General features: G+C 67.3%; 19 protein-coding genes and 1 riboswitch. Of the genes, 5 read left to right on the top strand and 14 right to left on the bottom strand.

The window, feature by feature from the left end; all coding sequences use genetic code 11:
- Positions 1 to 110 precede the first annotated feature (110 nt).
- From thiE to thiC, 5 genes are read right to left on the bottom strand one after another with little or no spacing between them, the layout of a single operon-like run.
- Positions 111 to 716: a thiamine phosphate synthase gene (gene thiE / locus BVG12_RS22180; protein WP_075794284.1), complete on the bottom strand. Its 606-nt coding sequence runs from the start codon at positions 714 to 716 to the stop codon at positions 111 to 113.
- A 13-nt stretch (positions 717 to 729) separates the two neighbouring features.
- The gene (gene thiD, locus BVG12_RS22185; protein WP_075796502.1) at positions 730 to 1,485 is read right to left on the bottom strand and encodes a bifunctional hydroxymethylpyrimidine kinase/phosphomethylpyrimidine kinase; all 756 of its coding nucleotides are present in this window, start codon (positions 1,483 to 1,485) and stop codon (positions 730 to 732) included.
- A gap of 11 nt (positions 1,486 to 1,496) precedes the next feature.
- A complete protein-coding gene (locus tag BVG12_RS22190) occupies positions 1,497 to 2,291 on the bottom strand; it encodes a thiazole synthase (RefSeq protein WP_075794285.1) in 795 nt (264 codons plus the stop codon).
- Positions 2,292 to 2,324: 33 nt separating this feature from the next.
- A complete protein-coding gene (gene thiS / locus BVG12_RS22195; RefSeq protein ID WP_075794286.1) occupies positions 2,325 to 2,528 on the bottom strand; it encodes a sulfur carrier protein ThiS in 204 nt (67 codons plus the stop codon).
- A gap of 4 nt (positions 2,529 to 2,532) precedes the next feature.
- Entirely contained in the window at positions 2,533 to 4,446 is a 1,914-nt protein-coding gene (gene thiC / locus BVG12_RS22200) for a phosphomethylpyrimidine synthase ThiC (protein WP_075794287.1), read from the bottom strand.
- A 197-nt stretch (positions 4,447 to 4,643) separates the two neighbouring features.
- Positions 4,644 to 4,745, bottom strand: a riboswitch (TPP riboswitch).
- 130 nt (positions 4,746 to 4,875) lie between these two features.
- Here thiC and BVG12_RS22205 point away from each other — a divergent pair.
- Entirely contained in the window at positions 4,876 to 5,721 is an 846-nt protein-coding gene (locus BVG12_RS22205) for an MOSC domain-containing protein (protein WP_075794288.1), read from the top strand.
- A 120-nt stretch (positions 5,722 to 5,841) separates the two neighbouring features.
- Here the strand turns inward: BVG12_RS22205 and BVG12_RS22210 are convergent, their stop codons facing one another.
- The 8 genes from BVG12_RS22210 to BVG12_RS22245 form a co-directional block, all read right to left on the bottom strand.
- Positions 5,842 to 6,126 (bottom strand): DUF971 domain-containing protein, encoded by a 285-nt coding sequence (locus BVG12_RS22210; RefSeq protein WP_075794289.1) that lies wholly within the window; start codon positions 6,124 to 6,126, stop codon positions 5,842 to 5,844.
- Positions 6,123 to 7,088 carry a HEAT repeat domain-containing protein gene (locus BVG12_RS22215; protein ID WP_229503682.1) on the bottom strand — a complete coding sequence of 322 codons (966 nt, stop codon included), beginning with the start codon at positions 7,086 to 7,088 and terminating at the stop codon, positions 6,123 to 6,125. Before BVG12_RS22215 ends, BVG12_RS22210 begins: the two co-directional genes overlap by 4 nt.
- A gap of 23 nt (positions 7,089 to 7,111) precedes the next feature.
- Positions 7,112 to 7,954 carry an ABC transporter ATP-binding protein gene (locus BVG12_RS22220; protein ID WP_075794291.1) on the bottom strand — a complete coding sequence of 281 codons (843 nt, stop codon included), beginning with the start codon at positions 7,952 to 7,954 and terminating at the stop codon, positions 7,112 to 7,114.
- A complete protein-coding gene (locus BVG12_RS22225) occupies positions 7,951 to 8,772 on the bottom strand; it encodes an ABC transporter permease (RefSeq protein WP_083685308.1) in 822 nt (273 codons plus the stop codon). The genes BVG12_RS22220 and BVG12_RS22225 overlap by 4 nt, the downstream gene beginning before the upstream one ends.
- A gap of 137 nt (positions 8,773 to 8,909) precedes the next feature.
- The gene (locus BVG12_RS22230; RefSeq protein WP_075794292.1) at positions 8,910 to 10,304 is read right to left on the bottom strand and encodes an ABC transporter substrate-binding protein; all 1,395 of its coding nucleotides are present in this window, start codon (positions 10,302 to 10,304) and stop codon (positions 8,910 to 8,912) included.
- A gap of 22 nt (positions 10,305 to 10,326) precedes the next feature.
- On the bottom strand, positions 10,327 to 10,560 hold the full coding sequence (locus BVG12_RS22235) for a 4Fe-4S dicluster domain-containing protein (protein ID WP_075794293.1): 234 nt from the start codon (positions 10,558 to 10,560) through the stop codon (positions 10,327 to 10,329).
- 12 nt (positions 10,561 to 10,572) lie between these two features.
- Positions 10,573 to 12,303, bottom strand: coding sequence for a fumarate reductase/succinate dehydrogenase flavoprotein subunit (locus BVG12_RS22240; protein ID WP_075794294.1), 1,731 nt, complete (start codon positions 12,301 to 12,303; stop codon positions 10,573 to 10,575).
- A gap of 24 nt (positions 12,304 to 12,327) precedes the next feature.
- Positions 12,328 to 13,086: a GntR family transcriptional regulator gene (locus BVG12_RS22245; RefSeq protein ID WP_075794295.1), complete on the bottom strand. Its 759-nt coding sequence runs from the start codon at positions 13,084 to 13,086 to the stop codon at positions 12,328 to 12,330.
- 153 nt (positions 13,087 to 13,239) lie between these two features.
- Here BVG12_RS22245 and BVG12_RS22250 point away from each other — a divergent pair, with 153 nt between their 5' ends.
- Together BVG12_RS22250 and BVG12_RS22255 are read left to right on the top strand one after the other, a co-directional pair.
- On the top strand, positions 13,240 to 13,836 hold the full coding sequence (locus tag BVG12_RS22250) for a prolyl oligopeptidase family serine peptidase (protein WP_083685310.1): 597 nt from the start codon (positions 13,240 to 13,242) through the stop codon (positions 13,834 to 13,836).
- Between the two features lie 78 nt (positions 13,837 to 13,914).
- Positions 13,915 to 15,033 (top strand): GGDEF domain-containing protein, encoded by a 1,119-nt coding sequence (locus BVG12_RS22255; RefSeq protein ID WP_075794296.1) that lies wholly within the window; start codon positions 13,915 to 13,917, stop codon positions 15,031 to 15,033.
- A gap of 23 nt (positions 15,034 to 15,056) precedes the next feature.
- Here BVG12_RS22255 and BVG12_RS22260 read toward each other — a convergent pair whose 3' ends face one another.
- Complete coding sequence (locus tag BVG12_RS22260; protein WP_075794297.1) at positions 15,057 to 17,039, bottom strand: monovalent cation:proton antiporter family protein; 1,983 nt, start codon at positions 17,037 to 17,039, stop codon at positions 15,057 to 15,059.
- Between the two features lie 85 nt (positions 17,040 to 17,124).
- Between BVG12_RS22260 and BVG12_RS22265 the strand changes: the two genes are divergently transcribed.
- Complete coding sequence (locus tag BVG12_RS22265; RefSeq protein WP_075794298.1) at positions 17,125 to 18,147, top strand: KpsF/GutQ family sugar-phosphate isomerase; 1,023 nt, start codon at positions 17,125 to 17,127, stop codon at positions 18,145 to 18,147.
- The gene (locus BVG12_RS22270) at positions 18,147 to 18,680 is read left to right on the top strand and encodes a KdsC family phosphatase (RefSeq protein ID WP_179966237.1); all 534 of its coding nucleotides are present in this window, start codon (positions 18,147 to 18,149) and stop codon (positions 18,678 to 18,680) included. Before BVG12_RS22265 ends, BVG12_RS22270 begins: the two co-directional genes overlap by 1 nt.
- Positions 18,681 to 18,689 lie beyond the last annotated feature (9 nt).

Consider the following 18,689-nt stretch of genomic DNA (forward strand, 5'->3'; position numbering starts at 1 on the left):
GCATTGCCGGGAACGACTCCCGCGCAGGCGGGGATCCATGCTGAGTTTGCAGCAACGGTACTCGTGTATGGCTTCCCGCTTTCGCGGGAATGAAGCTTTTACGTTAACGTTTAGAACAACCCCACAAATTCCCTCGCCGCCGAAAACGGATCCGCCGCCTGCACCACACTGCTGATCGCCGCCACCATATCGGCCCCGCGCGACACGAGCGGCCGCGCGTTCTCCGTCGTCATCCCGCCGATCACCACCACCGGCACGCACAGGCTGGCCTTGGCGTGCACGACTATGTCCGGCGCCGTCGTCACCTCATACTTCTTCACCAGCGACGGGTAAAAACCGCCGAACGCGACATAGCTCGCGCCCGCGCCCTGCGCGCGGTGCGCGAGTTCCAGGTCGCCGTAGCACGACGCGCCGACGATCTTGCCCGGGCCGACGGCGTCGCGCACGGACGCCACGGACGCATCGAGACCGCCCACGTGCACGCCGTCCGCATCGAGCTCGTTGCACAGCAGCACGTGGTCGTTGATGATCAGCGGCCGGCCGTTGCGGCGGCACAGCGCGAGCAGCGCCGCCGCCTGTTCGCGGCGCAGGTCAGGGCCCGCGTCCTTGTGGCGGTATTGGACCAGCGCGGCGCCGGCGCGCAGCGCCTGTTCCGTCACGTCCAGCAACCGGTCGGTGTCGTCCCAGTTCGGGGTCACCAGGTATAAACCTCGCATGTCTCTGTTCTCCTCAAGGATGGATGCGGCGCGGGATGTGCTGGCCCGGCGCGATCGCGTACGCGTGCGCGAGCGTGCGGTCGCACCAGCGCTGGCCGTGTTCCAGCGCCTGCGCCATCGTGTCGCCCAGCGCCAGGCGGGCCGCGATGCCCGAGGCCAGCGTGCAGCCGCTGCCGTGGAATTCGCCGCGCAGGCGCGGCCAGCGCCACTCCCGCGTTCCCGCCTCGCTCAGCCAGCGGTTGACGACGTCGGCGCCGTCGCCGTGGCCGCCCGTGACCAGCACGTGGGCGCAGGGCAGGGGCGCGCTGCCGTTCGGGACGATACCGAGCGCCGCCGCTTCCGGCAGGTTCGGCACGAGCAGCGTCGTGACGGCCAGCAGCGGCGCCAGCGCCGCCAGCGCGTCGCCGCGCGCCAGGCTGTGTCCGCGGCCGCTGGCCAGCACCGGGTCGAGCACCACGGGCAGATCCGGCCGATGCACACGCAGCATCCGCACGATGCCGGCGATGGCTTCCGCGTTCTCCCGGTTGCCGGGGATGCCGATTTTCACCGCGCGGATCGTCATCGTCTCGGCCAGCAGCACGGCCTGGCGCAGCAGCAGACCGGCGTCGACGGGCACGACTTCGCGCACGGCGTTGTTGTCCTGCACCGTCAGCGCCGTCACCAGCGGCAGCGCGTGCGCGCCCTGGGCGCCGATGGCCTCGATGTCGGCCTGGATGCCCGCGCCGCCGGACGGATCGAGTCCGGCGCACACGAGCACGCAGGGCCGCATGGCCGCGTCCATCAGATGCGGCCCGCCATCGGCGACGACGGCGAGGCCGCGAACCGGCGCGGCATGCGGCCCGCCAGATACGCTTCGCGGCCCGCTTCCACCGCGAGGCGCATCGCGCCGGCCATCCGCACCGGGTCCTGCGCGCCGGCGATGGCGCTGTTCATCAGCACGCCGTCGCAGCCCAGTTCCATCGCGATGGCCGCGTCGGACGCCGTGCCGACACCCGCATCGACGATCACCGGCACCTTCGATTGTTCGATGATCAGCGACAGGTTCCACGGATTGAGGATGCCCATGCCGGAACCGATCAGCGACGCGAGCGGCATGATCGCGGCGCAGCCGATGTCTTCCAGCATGCGCGCCTGGATCGGGTCGTCGCTGCAATAGACCATCACGTCGAAGCCGTCGCGCACCAGTTCGCGCGCGGCGACGAGCGTCTCCGGCATGTTCGGGAACAGCGTCTTCTCGTCGCCCAGCACTTCCAGCTTGACGAGGTTGTGGCCGTTCAGCAGTTCGCGCGCGAGCTGCAGCGTGTACACGGCGTCCTTGGCGTTGTAGCAGCCGGCCGTGTTGGGCAGGATCGTGTAGCGCGACGGCGGCACCACGTCGAGCAGGTTCGGTTCGTTCGCGTGCTGGCCGATGTTGACGCGGCGGATCGCCACCGTGATGATGTCGGCACCGGATGCTTCGGTCGCCGCGCGCGTCTGTTCCAGGTCGCGGTATTTGCCGCTGCCCACCAGCAGGCGCGAGTTGTATTCCTTGCCGGCGATGATCAACGGCCGGTCCGCAGAGGTTGCATTCGTCATGTCATTTCTCCCCAAGGTTGGATGAGGTCGAGATCAGCCGCCGCCGATGGCGCGCACCACGTCCACGCGGTCGCGCGCTTGCAGGGGCGTGTCGCGCCAGCGCTCGCGCGGCACGACCTGCCGGTTCACGGCCAGCGCGAGCTTCTGTCCCGCGAGGCCCAGCGACTCGACGAGGTCGTGCAGGCTGGTCTGCGCGGGTAGCAGGTGCGCGGCGCCGTTCAATTCGATTTCCAGCACGGCGTCACTCCTTGTGATAGAGCTCGGCGCCGCGCTTCATGAACTCGACGGCCTTCACCTGCATGCCCTGTTCCAGCGCGGCGTTGGCAGCGATGCCCTGGCCGGCCGCGTAATCGCGCACTTCCTGGGTGATCTTCATCGAGCAGAAATGCGGACCGCACATCGAGCAGAAGTGCGCCACCTTGGCGGAATCCTTGGGCAGCGTCTCGTCGTGGAAGGAACGCGCCTTGTCCGGGTCCAGGCCGAGGTTGAACTGGTCTTCCCAGCGGAATTCGAAACGGGCTTTCGACAGCGCGTTGTCGCGGATCTGCGCGCCCGGATGGCCCTTGGCCAGGTCGGCCGCGTGCGCCGCGATCTTGTACGTGATGATGCCGTCCTTGACGTCGTCCTTGTCGGGCAGGCCCAGGTGCTCCTTCGGCGTCACGTAGCACAGCATCGCCGTGCCGTACCAGCCGATGTTGGCGGCGCCGATGCCGGACGTGATGTGGTCGTAGCCCGGCGCGATGTCGGTGGTCAGGGGCCCCAACGTGTAGAACGGCGCCTCGTGGCACTGCTCCAGCTGCAGGTCCATGTTCTCCTTGATCAGCTGCAGCGGCACGTGGCCCGGGCCTTCGATCATCACCTGCACGTCGTGCTTCCACGCGATCTGCGTCAGTTCGCCGAGCGTCTTCAGCTCGGACAGCTGGGCTTCGTCGTTGGCGTCGTAGATCGAGCCGGGACGCAGGCCGTCGCCCAGGCTGAACGCGACGTCGTACGCTTTCATGATCTCGCAGATCTCTTCGAAATGCGTGTACAGGAACGATTCCTTGTGGTGGGCGAGGCACCACTTGGCCATGATCGAACCGCCGCGCGAGACGATGCCCGTCAGGCGGTTGGCCGTCATTGGCACGTAGGCGAGACGCACGCCGGCGTGGATGGTGAAGTAGTCGACGCCTTGCTCCGCCTGCTCGATCAGCGTGTCGCGGTAGATTTCCCACGTCAGGTCCTCGGCCTTGCCGTGCACCTTTTCCAGCGCCTGGTACAGCGGCACCGTGCCGATGGGGACGGGGCTGTTCCGGATGATCCACTCGCGCGTCTCGTGGATATGCTTGCCGGTGGACAGATCCATCACGGTGTCGCCGCCCCAGCGCGTGGCCCACGTCATCTTCTCGACTTCCTCGCCGATCGACGACGTCACGGCCGAGTTGCCGATATTGGCGTTGATCTTCACGAGGAAGTTACGGCCGATGATCATCGGTTCCGATTCCGGGTGATTGATGTTGGCCGGCAGGATGGCGCGGCCGCGGGCGATCTCGTCGCGTACGAATTCCGGCGTGATCTCTTTCGGAATGCTGGCGCCGAACGATTGGCCGGGATGCTGGCGGCCCAGCATCTGCGCCATGCGCTTGCCCGTCGGGCCGGCGGCCTCCATCGCGGCGAGATATTCCTGGCGGCGCAGGTTTTCGCGGATGGCGACGTACTCCATCTCGGGCGTGATGATGCCCTGGCGCGCATAGTGCATCTGCGTGACGTTGCGGCCCGGCGCACCGCGGCGCGGCTTGCGCTGCAGGTTGAAGCGCAGCTCGGCCAGCTTCGGATCGTTCAGGCGTTCGACGCCGTAGTGCGACGAAGGGCCGGCCAGTTCTTCCGTGTCGCCGCGCTCGCGGATCCAGTCGGCGCGCAGTGGCGCCAGGCCGGAGCGGATGTCGATGACGGCGTCGGGATCGGTGTACGGACCGGACGTGTCGTAGACCCACACGGGCGGATTCGGTTCATGGCCGAACGACGCCGGCGTGTCGGCCTGGCGGATCTCGCGCATTGGCACGCGGATGTCCGGGCGGCTGCCCGTCACGTAGATCTTGCGGGAATTGGGAAGCGGCGCGACGGCGGCGGCATCGACGGTGGCGCTGGCGGACAGGAATTTCGGATCGGCGTTCAAAGTGCACTCCTTGTTGGTCACTAAGGGGCACTTCTAAACCGTCGCGAACGGCAGCAGTTTTGTCCGAGACGCGCAGCCGTACGCGAGTACAGCGGGCATCGCAGGGAAAAATGCAACGCGCAGCAGGTTCAGGAGTACCCCGGGAGATCGGCGATCCAGCTGGAGGAGGTGCAAAGATGCGGGCAGACGAACGTGCACGCTTAGCTCTGTAGCTTCCCTTCGCTGGCATTATCCAGATCAGGTTCGGAGGGTATTTCTCACCCACGCCGCGTGACGGCGCAGGACCCCTAGCATTGGTGCCGCCCCGGTAAGCCGAAGCGACGGGACGGAGTGTACGCCGGTTTTATGCGCTTGGCAAACAGGAACAGCGAATGTGGATTGGTGCATACTATCGACCAGTATCCAGACCCCACAACGACGAACCGATCCATGGCCATCCTGACCCATCTGCTTCTGTACCCGATCAAATCCTGCGCCGGCATCGCCGTGCGGTCCGCGACCGTGCTCGACTCCGGCCTGTTCGCGCTGGGCGTGCACGACCGTGAATGGATGCTGGTGACGGACGACGGCCAGTTCCTCACGCAGCGCGAGCACCCGCGCATGGCGCTGATCCGGCCGTTGCCGGACGGTGGCAAGCTGCGCATCCATGCGCCCGGCATGGACGAACTGGCGCTGCCGCTCGCGTGGGACGAGGCGGCCGCCAAGCGCACCGTGCAGATCTGGGACGACAAGGTCGACGCCGCCGATTGCGGCGACGCGGCCGCCGCCTGGTTCTCGGCCGTGCTGGCTACGGCCTGCCGCCTCGTGCGCTTCCACCGCGACGTCGTGCGGCCGACGAGCACCAAATGGACGAACGGCGTGGAGGCCCAGACGCGCTTTGCGGACGGCTATCCGCTGCTGCTGATCGGCCAGGCGTCGCTCGACGACCTCAACGCGCGCCTCGTCGCGGCCGGCCGCCATGCGCTGCCGATGGACCGCTTCCGCCCGAACCTCGTCGTCGACGGCCTCGACGCCTGCGAAGAGGATTTCCTCGCCACGCTGACCGTCGGCGGCGTCGAGATCCGTCCGGTGAAGCCGTGCGCGCGCTGCCCGATTCCCTCGATCGACCAGGCGACGGGCATCCCGGGCCCGGACCCGCTCGATATCTTGCAGACCTACCGGGCCAATCCGCGCATGGAAGGCGCGGTGTGCCTCGGCATGAACTGCATCGTGACGGCGGGGGCCGGCGGCGAGCTGCATCTCGGGCAGGAACTGGAAACGGAAATCGCCTTTTAAACGTAGGGTGGACGGGTTTCCCGTCCATGCGTTCATGCGGCGCATGCATACCACGACGCTGATCCGCGCCGTTGCACGCGTGGACGGCGGAGCCTCCACCCTACATGCAGAAACCTCGTGTCAGGCGAACGTGGCGAGCATTTCGTAGGGATAGATGCCGCGCCGGTGGCCGTCGCTGAACGCGAGGTTCAGCGCATAGGCGCCGACCGGCTCGATCGCGGCCAGGCGCACGGCGTTGTCCGCTTCGACTTCGATCCCGGCCCGCCGCTGCGCGCGGCATGCCGAGCACGGGCACAGGGCGCGCAGCCGCGCGTGCGTGATCCGCGCCTCGCTGCCGTCCGGCCAGCGCAGCGCCAGCACGCCCTGCGCGGCGTGGTTCTCGATGGTCGCAGGCAGCGTCGTCATGCGGCCGCCCCGATCTGCTGGAGCGCCAGGCGCACGGACTTGCGCACTTCCGGGTCAAGGTCGTTCTCCGCCGCGCGCAGTGCGGGCAGCGCGGCCGGCGAACCGATCTCGCCCAGCGCCAGCGCCGCTTCCTTTCTCAGGTTGCCGATCGTGTGCGTGAGCGCCGATGTCAAGCCCGGCAGCGCATCCAGGTTGCGCAACCGGCCCAGGCTGCGGGCGGCGCGCAGGCGCACCTGCCAGTACGCGTCGTCCAGCGCCGCGATGAGGGCCGGGGCGGCGTCGCGCAGGCGCAGCTTGCCGAGCGTCGTCGCGGCTTCCTCGCGCACCTGCCAGGCGGGATCTAGCAGCGCCGCCAGCAGGGCGGCCAGCACGGCCGGCGTCTCGTCGGCAAACCCCAGCGCCCCCGCCGCGGCGCGCCGCACCTCCGGCACCGGATCCTGGATCGTCAGCCGCGTCAGCGCATCGACCGCATCGAGACGCTTCAGATAACCCAGCACGGCCACCGCCTCGCGCCGGACGAGCGGATCCGGGTCATCCAGCGCCGCCAAGGCGGGTTTGACGCTGTCGGCCACGCGCAGCTCGCGCACGCCGCGCAGCGCGGCCGCGCGCACGAATGGATCGCCAGTAGCGATGAACGGCAGCAGTTCCCGCGCCGATTCGGGCAGCTTCAGTTCCGACAGGCTCTGCGCGGCGGCCGCGCGCACGCCGGCGTCCTCGTCCGACAGCAGGCGCGCGAGGCCGCGCACGGTGGCCGGCGATTCGAACGCTTCCAGCGCGCGGGCCGCTTCCGTGCGCACGGAAGCGGCATCGTCGCCGAGGGCGGCCAGCAATAGCGGCACGTGGGCGTCGCCGTCCAGGTCGGCCAGGTCGAGCAGGGCGATGCGGCGCACGGTCGCGTCAATATCCCGCAGGCGCAGCGCCAGCGCGGCGAGTTCGGGGTCGTCGTAAAAATCGGAAGTCACGATGTGTCCTTGCATGGCAGAGTTCAGAGAGGGCCCAGTGGGCTCAGGCGCGCCAGCGGCGTGATGCTGGCCTGCGGGTGCAGCAGGTCCAGGCAGTGGCGCTTCAGGCGCGTGAAGTGGTTCGACGTCATCAGGTCGGGATGGCGCGGGCGCTCGAAGTCGAGGCGGATCTCGTCGATGATGCGCCCGGGCCGTGGGCTCATCACCAGGATGCGGTCGGCGAGGAACAGCGCCTCGTCGATGTCGTGCGTGATGAAGATGATGGTCGTGTTCACGCGCGCCCACACGTCCAGCAGCAGTTCCTGCATCTTCAAACGCGTCTGCGCGTCGAGCGCACCGAACGGTTCGTCCATCAGCATGACGCGCGGATGGTTGATGAGGACGCGCGCGATCTCCACGCGCTGCTGCATGCCGCCGGACAGCTGGATCGGATAGCGGTCTTCGAAGCCGGCGAGGCCGACGAGACCCAGCAGATCGCGCGCCCGTTCGCGCCGCTCGCGCCGGCCGACGCCCTGCATCTTGAGGCCGAAGGCGACGTTGTCGAGCACCTTCTTCCACGGGAACAGCGTGTGCTGCTGGAAGACGAGGCCGCGGTCCGGATGCGGCCCCGCGACGGGCGCGCCGTCCACGCGGATGCTGCCGCGGCTGGGCGTCCAGTGGCCGGCCAGCGCGCCGAGCAAGGTCGACTTGCCGCAGCCGGACGGCCCCAGCACGCAGACGAATTCGCCGGGCGCGATGGACAGCGACACGTCCTGCACGGCGTCGAACGCCTGCGCGCCTGCGCCGAGGCGGATGCCGAGCCGGTCGATCTCGATGGCGCCGCCCTGCGCCAGCCGCGCGCGTTCGAACGAAGTGGTCTGGTTCATCGTTTTGTCCTTTGCATGTGGTACCAGGGCATGGCGAGGTCGCCGATCTTCTTCACGAGCGCGCTGCTGCCCATACCGATGATGCCGATGAACAGCATGCCGACGACGATGTCCGGGTAGTTTTGGATCGTGTACGCGGCCCACGTGTAATAGCCGATGCCGAACTGGCCGGAGATCATCTCGGCCGTCACGAGGCAGAACCACGCCGTGCCCATGCCGATCGACAGGCCCGTGACGATGCTGGGCGCGGCCGCCGGCAGGATCACTTCCGTGAAAATGGGGAGGCGGCCGGCGCCGAGGCTGCGCGACGAGGCGACGAGGCGCGGGTCGGCGCCTTCCACGCCGTGGATCGTGTTGAGCAGGATGGGGAACAGCGCGCCGATGAACGTGATGAACACCATCGACAATTCCGACGACGGGAACATCAATATCGCCAGCGGGATCCAGGCGACGGCCGGAATCGGGCGCAGCATTTCCAGCGGCGGCAGCAGCACGTCTTCCAGCACGCGCGAGCGGCCGATGACGAGACCGAGCCCGATGCCGGCCACGCCCGCCGCCGCGAAGCCGGCGAACACGCGCCATACGCTGGCCTTCAGGTGCAGCGCCAGCTTGGGCGATTCCAGCAGCGCGGCGGCCGCGTCGAGCACGTCCTTCGGCGACGGCACGTTCTGGAACGTGACGAGGCCGAGGTTGAGGTGGTGCGTGGCGGCCCACTGCCAGGCCGCCACGCAGGCGGCGAGCGACAGCGCGCGCAGCAGCAGGCGGCCGGCGCGGCCCAGCAGGGCCGGGTCGAGTGTGCGGGGGGCGGTGGTGTCCATGTAGGCTCCTGAGTCACTTGAAACGTAAGCAGCGTCGTTCCCGCCGAGGCGGGAACCCAATTTCTTCGACTTCGAACGCAAAGCTTGGGTCCCCGCCTGCGCGGGGACGACGAGTCATCCGCTGACGGATAACGGAATCAGATCGATTTCCCGCCCTTGAGCGTCTCGAAATCGACCACCTTGCCCTTCACCTTGGCCGCCTGCGTCTGCGCATCCGCCTTCAGCAGATACGCACCGACGTCCTTGCCGTTGCCGTCCACGACGAACCACGCGTCGCCCGCCAGCAGCTTCAGGCCCGAGCCCTGGTCGTGGGCGTACACGGTGCGCACCTTCTTGCCCGCCTGTTCGAGCTTGCGCAGCTCGGCGATCGCGCTCGTCGCGCTCGCGTAGTGGCGCACGAGCGGTTCGCCCTGGACCCAGATCTGCGTGAGGTGGCGGTAGTCGGTGATCGGTTTGCCGGTGACGGCGTCCTTTGCCCTCAACGGCAGCTTGTCGTAGTTCTTCAGCTGCTTGTCGTAATCCAGGCCCGCCTGTTTGAACGCGGTGCGGATGTACGAATCGTCGATGAAGGTGTTCACGTCGATGTCGGCATCCGTGCGCTTCAGCAGGCGCAGGGTCTCGATCGAGGTTTTCACGGCTTGGCGGTATTCCGGCTTCCACGTGAAGTCGCGCGTCTGCAGGCCCACCGGACCGTGGAACAGGTAGTTCACTTCCGCTTCGATGCCGGTGACTTTCGCGATCAGCTCACTGTATTTTTCCGGCTCGGCCGCGATCAGGCGGTCGGCCTCGATGGCGGCGCGCAGGTAGGCGACGACGACCTCCGGATACTTTTTCGCATACGCCGCGTCGACGAGGCTGCCGTGCATCGTGGGCGCCTGGGCTTGCGAGCCGTCGTAGATCTTGCGGGCGAAGCCGCGGTGCGGGAACAGTTCGGCAAAAGGGACGAAGTCGGCGTGCGCGTCGACCTTGTTGCTCTGCAGGGCCGAGCCGGCGACTTCCGGCGCCTGCGTCGTGATGTTCACGTCCTTTTCCGGATCCCAGCCCTGGGCTTTCACGGCGCGCAGCAGCATCCCGTGGGCGGTGGAGGCGAACGGCACGGAGATCGTCTTGCCCTTCAGTTCCGCCAGTGATTGCACGGGCGAGTTCTTCGGCACGACGATGCCGTTGCCGGAACCGAGCGTGCTGCCCGACAGGACGGTGATGAAGAGGCTCTTCTTGCCCGCCTTGGCGTGCGCGGCGCCGTTGAAGGAGCCGGGGAAGTCGGCCATCGAACCGATGTCGAGTTTGCCGGCCACCATCTCGTTCGTCAGCGGCGCGCCCGACGTGAAATTCTTCCACTCGATGTCGTACTTGACGTCCTTGTACTTGCCGTCGTGCGGCAGGTATTTTTCCAGCAGGTGCAGCTCGCGGATCAAGAGGCCGCCGGTGGCGCAGTTGATGGTCGTGTCCTGCGTGCCGATGGCGACGCGGATCGTTTCGGCCGCGTTGGCGCTGCCGAAGGCGAGGAGCAGGGACAGGGCAAGGAATTTCATTGATTGTTCTCCGTAGGATGGTTCAGCGCAACAGATACGGGATATCGACGTGGACGGCGCCGGTCGGGCAATCCTTCTCGCACGGCATGCAGTACCAGCATTCGTCGAACTTCATGTAGGCCTTGCCCTTGACCATGTCGATGGCCAGCACGTCGAGGGGGCATACGTCCACGCACACGGTGCAGCCCTTGTGCGCGATGCATTTGTCGTCGTCGACGGTGACCGGGACGCTGGTGATGTTGATGGTGGTCGGCATGGGTTCTCCTGGTCAGGCCGCGAGGGCCTCGGTCTTGTGCACGCGCAGGCGGCGGTAGGCGTCCTTCTCGCTGTCGTCGAGCGGAACGATGTAGGGCGCGACGGGGCGCTTGAAGCAGGTCATCCGGTCGTCGTCCTTCTTGATCTGCACGTGCACGAACCAGTCGGCATCGTTGCGCTCTCGGTAGTCGACGCGGTTGTGGTACAGGCCCCAGCGGCTCTCCGTGCGGTACAGCGACGCGCGCGCGGCCATCTCGGCGCAGTCGCGGATCGCGTGGATCTCCATCGCGCGCATCAGTTCATGCGGATTCCTCGCCTGCAGGCGATCGAGGTCGGCGCGGATCGTCTCGAAGCGCTGCAGGCCGATCTCCATCTTGCGCGTGACCTTCGGCGGCTGCAGGTAGTCGTTGACCATGCGGCGCAGCTTGTACTCGACCTGGTTCGGCGGCAGCCCGTCCTCGCGCGCCAGCGGCGCCCATACGCGGGCGCGTTCGCGTTCGACCTGGGCCTCGTCGACTTCCGGCAGCGCGTGCGCGGCGCAGTAGGCGGCCGCGCTTTCCCCGGCCAGGCGGCCGTAGACGAAGGCGCCCAGCATGTAGTTATGGGGCACGCAGGCGAGGTCGCCGGCCGCGTGCAGGCCCGGCACCGTCGTGCGCGCATGCTCGTCGACCCACACGCCGGATGCCGAGTGGCCGCTGCACAGGCCGATCTCGGAGATGTGCATCTCGACCATCTGCTCGCGGTAGTCGGTGCCGCGTCCTTCGTGGAAGCGGCCGCGGCTCGGGCGCTCGTTCGTGTGCAGGATCGTCTCGATGGTCTGGATGGTTTCCTCGGCCAGGTGGTTCATCTTGAGGAACACGGGGCCGTTGCCGCCTTGGAGCTCGTCGTAGAACTCCTGCATCATCTGGCCGCTCCAGTAATCGCATTCGATGAAGCGCTCGCCCTTCGCATTGGTCGTGTGGCCGCCGAACGGGCCGGTCACGTACGCGCAGGCGGGGCCGTTGTAATCCTTGATCAACGGGTTGATCTGGAAGCACTCGATGCCGGACAGTTCCGCGCCCGCGTGGTAGGCCATGCTGTAGCCGTCGCCCGCGTTGGTCGCGTTCTCGTAGGTGCCGAACAGATAGCCGGAGGCGGGCAGGCCGAGGCGGCCGGCGGCGCCCGTCGCCAGCACGACGGAGGTCGCACGGATCACGTGGAAGTCGCCCGTGCGGCAGTCGAAGGCCATCGCGCCGGCGATGGCACCGTCGTCCGCGGTCAGCAATCGCGTGGCGACCAGGCGGTTGGTGATCGCGACGCGGGCCCGTTTCAGGCGGCGGTACAGCACCTTCTTGATGTCGTGGCCCTCGGGCATCGGCAGGACGTACGTGCCCATGTGGTGGACCTTGCGCATCGCGTAGTCGCCCGTCTCGTCCTTTTCGAACTTCACGCCCCAGCTGTCCAGCTCCTCGATCATGGCGTAGCTGTTCCGCGCGTAGGCCATCACGGTGGCCTGGTTGACGATGCCGTCGTTGGCGATGGTGATCTCCTTGACGTACTGCTCGGGCGTCGCAAAGCCCGGCACCACGGCGTTGTTGAGGCCATCCATGCCCATCGAGATGGCGCCGCTGCGCTTGACGTTGGCCTTTTCCAGCAGCAGCACGCGCAGCTGCGGGTTCGCTTCCTTGGCCTTGACGGCGGCCATCGGGCCGGCCGTGCCGCCGCCGATCACGAGCACGTCGACGGTTTGAATATGCGTTTCCATATCGGGTTCCTGGTGAAATAAGTGTCAGGGATGGCGCGGCAGGCGCAGGGCGTACTGGAACGCTTCGCCGCGGACGTACAGGTATTCGAAGTCGAGCGGCACGCCGTCCGCCGTCCACGTCAGACGCTCGATGCGCAGCAGGGCGGCACCCGGTTCCACGCGCAGCGCCTTGGCCAGCCCGATGTCCGCCGGGGTTGAGTACGCATTCGCGGCACCGATCTGGATGTCGGCATAGCCGAGCGCGATGCCGTAGTCGGCTTCCAGGATCAGGAAGATGTCGCGCCCGGCCAGGTTTTCGCCGCGCAGCCGCTCGCCGATCGCGGGCGGCAGATACGTGATCTCGAACGACACGGGTTCGCGGTCGAGCCAGCGCACGCGCTGGATTTCCGTCACCGGCGCGCCCGGCGCGATGCGCAGCCGCTCCGCGACGGCCGGCGGCGCTTTTACCTGCGCGTGCTTCACGACGCGGTTGACGATCCGGTGGCCCTTGCGCGACATGGCTTCGCCGAAGCCTTCCAGCCGCGCCAGCTCCTGGCTCGGACGGCTCGTTGCCACGAACGTGCCCTTGCCGGGCACCTTGACGATCACGCCTTCCTTCTGCAGATCGCCCAGCGCCTGGCGCACGGTGATGCGGCTGACCTTGAGGAGGGCGCCGATCTCGCTCTCGGACGGCAGGCGCGCTTGCGGCGCATAAGTGCCGTCGGCGATGCGTTCGCGCAGCCGTTCACGGACCTGCGAATACAGCGGGATGGCGGATTGTTCGATGGCGCGAAAGGTTGTCATTGTCCGTATGTCCTGTCATGACAAGTCATGATTGCCAGGATGGTATCGACGGGAGAACCGTGCGGGAACGAATGGTTTCGCGCTTATAAATCCGAAAAACGCCTGAGTCGGCGGGCGTATATCGATATGCGCCGGATGCGCTAGACTGCGCGGATGAATTTCCTGATCGTCCTGTTGCACGGCGTAGGCCAGACTCCCGCCCACATGGCGCCGCTGGCCGACCTGGTCGCCGCACATGCTCCGCAAGCGCGCGCCGTGGCGCCGCCGGCCGCCTGGCCCTGCGACCGCGGCGGCGAGGGCCATCAATGGTTTTCTGTCGACGGCATCACGGACGAGAACCGCCCGGGCCGCATCCGCGCGGCGCTGCCGGCGTTCGTCGCGACGATCGAAGGCTTACAGCGCGCGCACGGCGTGCCGCCGGAACGGACGGTGCTCGCGGGCTTTTCCCAAGGCGCGATCATGGCGCTGGCCGCGTGCCAGGACCGCTTCCTCGCGCGCCACGTGGTCGCCATCGCCGGTCGCGTCGCGCCGCTGCCGGAGGCCTGGGAGCGGCGCACGGCCGTCACCCTCGTGCATGGCCGCATGGACCGGACCGTGCCCGTGCAGCATAGCGAGCGGGCCTTCGAGCGTCTCGCCGCGCTGGGGGCGGACGTGCGGCTGGACGTCGTGCCGCGCGCCGTCCACCTGCTGGCGCCACCGTTGTTGGAACATGCATGGCAGGCCATTCAAATGACATCTTTGCAATGTTGATGCCCTGGCCTCATCATTTTCGTTTCCAAGCCGCGTAGATTCGCGTAAATTAGGAAACTTGCTGAAGGGGAACCACACATGCACGAGCGCGGCGCCAGTGTGCGCGAACTCATCGCCGAGAACGAGGCCTTGCGCCGCCAGTTGTCCAGCTTGATGGACCAGGCCGAGGGCAACCACGTCATCATGATGCGGCACCAGGCGTTCGACCTGGAAATCGTCGGTGCCAGCACCTTCACGGAATTGGTGGGGACGATCTTCCGCCTGCTGCCCGTCGTGTCCGACCTGGACGCCGTCACCTTGTCGCTCGTCGACACCGGCGCCGACATCTACACCGTGATGCTCAAACTGGGCGTGGATTTCGAGGCGTTCCCCAACCTGCTGTTCCACGACAACGCCGACGGGCTCGGATTCGATTTATCCAATGGCCGCGCGCCGAAGCCGCGGCTGGTGCCGTTCGACGCGGCCACGCAACGCCACGCCTTCCCCCATCCGCCCGCGGGCCTCGCCAGCGTGGCCATGGTGCCGCTGATGCGGAATAAACGGCTGATCGGCAGCTTGAATCTCGGCAGCCGCGACCCGGGCCGCTTCACGCCGCTGCTCGGCACGGACTTCGTCGAGCACATGGCGTCGATCATCGCGATCTGCCTGGAGAACGTGATCAGCAACGAGATGCTGAAGTACATCGGCCTCACCGATGCGCTCACGGGCGTCTACAACCGCCGCTACATGGACCGCCGCCTCGTCGAAGAGATTTCGCGCGCGCGGCGCCAGGCGTACCGGCTGTCGTGCATGTACATCGACATCGATTATTTCAAGCAGGTCAACGACACGTACGGCCACCTGGCCGGCGACGACGTGCTGCGCGAAGTGGCCGCCCGCATCAAGGCGGAGCTGCGCATGACGGATGCGCTGGGCCGCTTCGGCGGCGAGGAATTCGTCGTGCTGCTGATCGACGCGGACCTGGGCAGCGCCAGCATGGTCGCCCAGCGCATCCGCGCCAGCGTGGCCGAGCGGCCGTTCTTCCTGCAGGAAGGGCAATCGCTGGCGGTGTCGGTGTCGATCGGCGTGGCGACCCTCGACGATTTCGAGAGGGACCACGCGATCGAGGGCGTGGCGCAGCAGCTCGTCGCGCAGGCCGATCAGGCCTTGTATCAGGCGAAAGAGGGCGGCCGCAACCGGGTCGTGGCGTCAACGTAGGGTGGACGGCTTCGCGGTCCGCCCTACCGCAATAATCTGCCTTCCGCCCGGGTGACTGCGTTTCCGGTTCCCCGCAGCACGACCACATCCCCCGCCCGCAATTCCGTCTCCGGCGTCGGCTCGATGCGGTCGTTCCCGCGCCGTACGGCCGTGACTTCGGCCCCGACTTCATCCAGTTCCAGCTCCGCGATGCAGCGCCCGACGGCGGCGGCGTCGTCGCGCAGGGTCACCGAATGCAGGCGCACGTAGCTGTGTTCCGTGCCGTCCGCGACGTCGCTGGCGCCGTGGAAGAAGCCGCGCAGCGACGCATAGCGTTCGTCGCGCGCGGCCTGCACGCGGTGCACGACGCGGCGCAGCGGCACGCCCATCACGACGAGCGCGTGCGAGGCCAGCATCAGGCTCGATTCCAGCGCTTCCGGCACCACCTCGGTGGCGCCGGCTTTTTTCAGCACGTCCAGTTCGCGGTCGTCGTGGGCGCGCACGATCACGGGCAGCTTGGGCGCCAGCTCGTGCACGAGGTGCAGCACTTTCAGCGCGAGGCGCGTGTCGGCGAACGTGATCACGAGCGCGCTGGCGCGGTTGATACCGGCCGCGATCAGGGCTTCGCGCCGCGTGCAGTCGCCGTACGAGACGTTGATGCCGGCCGTGCGCGCTTCCTGCACGCGCTCGGGGTCGAGGTCGAGCGCGTACCACGGCAGCTTTTCTTCCGACAGCAACGTGGCGAGCGACTGGCCGCTGCGGCCGAAGCCGGCGATGATCACGTGCTTCTGCGCGGCCATCGTGCGGCTCGCGATCTGCGTCAGCTGCAGCGATTGCAGCATCCATTCGTTGGTGGCGACTTTCATCACCAGCTTGTCCATGTGGGCGATGACGAACGGGGCGGCCAGCATCGACAGCACCATCGAGGCGAGCACCAGCTGGATCAGGAACGGCGGGATCAGGTTGGACCCCGAGGCGAGGTTCAGCAGCACGAAGCCGAATTCGCCGGCCTGGGCGAGTGCGAGGCCGGTGCGCATGGCGACGCCGTCGGACGAGCCGAAGGCCTTGGCCAGCAAGGCGATCAGCACGAATTTCAACATCACGGGCAACGCGAGCAGCAGCAGGACCAGCGCCCAGTTCGCCATCACCAGCTGCACGTTCAACAGCATGCCGATGGTGATGAAGAAGAGTCCCAGCAGCACGTCGCGGAACGGCTTGATGTCTTCCTCCACCTGGTGTTTATAAGGTGTCTCGGAGATCAGCATGCCGGCCACGAACGCGCCCAGCGCCATCGACAGGCCCGCGTGCTCCGTGATCGCGGCGGCGCCCAGGGTCACGAGCAGCAGGTTCAGCATGAACAGTTCCTGCGAGCGGCGCTTGACGACGATGTTGAACCATTTGCGCATGACCTTCTGGCCGAAGAACAGCAGCAGCGCCAGCACGCCGGCCGCCTTGACGCCGGCCCAGGCGAGGGTCATCGCGAGTTCCTCGGGCGGTTTCGCCAGCGACGGGATCAGGATCAGCAGCGGCACGACGGCGAGATCCTGGAACAGCAGGATGCCGATGATGCGGCGTCCGTGTTCGCTTTCCAGCTCCAGCCGCTCGGTCAACAGTTTCGAGACGATGGCCGTGGACGACATCGCGAGCGCCCCGCCCAGCGCCAGCGCGGCCTGCCAGCCGACGTGCATCGAGGGTGGCAGGTAGCGCGTCAGCAGCGACGCGAGCACGGTGACGGCGATGGTCAGCACGACCTGCGCGAGCCCGAGGCCGAACACGATGCGGCGCATGGCGCGCAGCTGGGCCAGCGAGAATTCCAGCCCGATCGAGAACATCAGGAAGACGACGCCGAATTCGGCCAGCGCCTGCGTCGTGGAGCCGTTGTCGGCCAGGTTCAGCGCATGCGGGCCGATCAGCACGCCCACCGCGAGATAGCCCAGCATGGGCGGCAGATGCAGCATCCGGAACGCGACGACGCCCAGCACGGCGCTGCCCAGCAACAGAAGTGTCAGTTCGAGTCCGGAGGTCATGCGAAGACCCTGCGGGACGGCGTATTTATGTTGTTTGTTACGTCTGGCAAGTTTTTTGCTTTCCCAATTCGGCTATACTTTCGCTATGAGTGTAACCGATGAAAAAACAATGCTGACAAGTTTTAATGCGGCCCAGGCAACACGGGCGCTGGACCTGGCCCGCGCAGCGCTGGATGTCGAAGGCGAAGCGATCCGCAAGCTGGCCGAGCGCCTCGGCCGCGACGACAGCGTGCCGCGCGCCGTCGCGCTGATGATGGCCTGTAAAGGCCGCGTGGTCGTCACCGGCATGGGCAAGTCGGGCCATATCGGCCGCAAGATCGCGGCGACGCTGGCCTCGACCGGCACCCCCGCGCTGTTCCTGCACCCGGCCGAGGCGGCCCACGGCGACCTCGGCATGGTCACCTCGCAAGACGTGCTGATCGCCATCTCGTATTCCGGCGAAAGCAGCGAACTGGCCGTCGTCATCCCGGCCGTCAAGCGCATGGGCGTGCCCGTGGTCGCGATGACCGGCAAGCCCGAATCGACCCTGGCACTGGCGGCGGACGTGCATCTGGACGTCTCCGTCGAGAAGGAAGCCTGCCCGCTGAACCTGGCGCCAACCGCGAGCACCACCGCGACCCTCGCGCTGGGCGATGCGCTGGCCGTCGCGCTGCTCGAACTGCGCGGCTTCAGATCGGACGATTTCGCGCGCTCGCATCCGGGCGGCGCATTGGGCCGCCGCCTGCTGACTCATGTGCGCGACGTGATGCGCAGCGGCGACGCGGTCCCGCGCGTCAAGCCGGACGCGCTGCTGACCGATGCGCTGCTGGAGATCTCGCACAAGGGCATGGGCATGACGGCCATCGTCGACGACGCGGGCCGCCCGGTCGGCGTGTTCACGGACGGCGACCTGCGCCGCCTGATCGAGAAAGTCCAGGATTTTTCCACGCTCGTGATCCGCGACGTCATGCACGCGAACCCGCGCCGCGTGCATCCGGAACAGCTGGCGGTGGATGCCGTCGCCGTGATGGAAGAATTCCGCATCAACCAGATGCTCGTCGTCGACGCCGATGACGTCCTGGTCGGCGCGCTGCACATCCACGACCTCACGCGCGCCAAGGTGATCTGATGGTGACTCCGCTGGCACACATCGAGCGCGCGGCGCGCGTGAAAGTCATGATCTTCGACGTCGACGGCGTCCTCACGGACGGCAGCCTGACCTATGGCCCGGACGGCGAAGTCACGAAGACGTTCTACGTGCTGGACGGCCTCGGCATCCAGCTGTTGAACCGCACGGGCGTGCAGACCGCGATCATCAGCGCGCGCACGTCGCCCATCGTCATCAAGCGCGCAAGCGACCTGGGGATCACGCACGTGTTCCAGGGCCAGCACGACAAGCGCCTCGCGTTCGCCGAGCTGCTCGCCAAGACCGGCGTGACGGCCGAGGAATGCGGCTACATCGGCGACGACGTGATCGACCTGCCGCTGTTCACGCGCGTGGGCTTTGCCGTGACCGTGCCGAGCGGGCATCCGGAAGTGCGGCACCGCGCCCATTACGTGACGCAGAACCCGGGCGGCCGCGGCGCCGTGCGCGAAGTGTGCGACATGGTGATGCGCGCCCAGGGCACCTACGAACAGGCGCTCGCGCCTTACTTCGGATAAGAGGACGAG

Source organism: Massilia putida (assembly GCF_001941825.1).
GTDB classification, from domain to species: Bacteria; Pseudomonadota; Gammaproteobacteria; order Burkholderiales; family Burkholderiaceae_D; genus Telluria; species Telluria putida.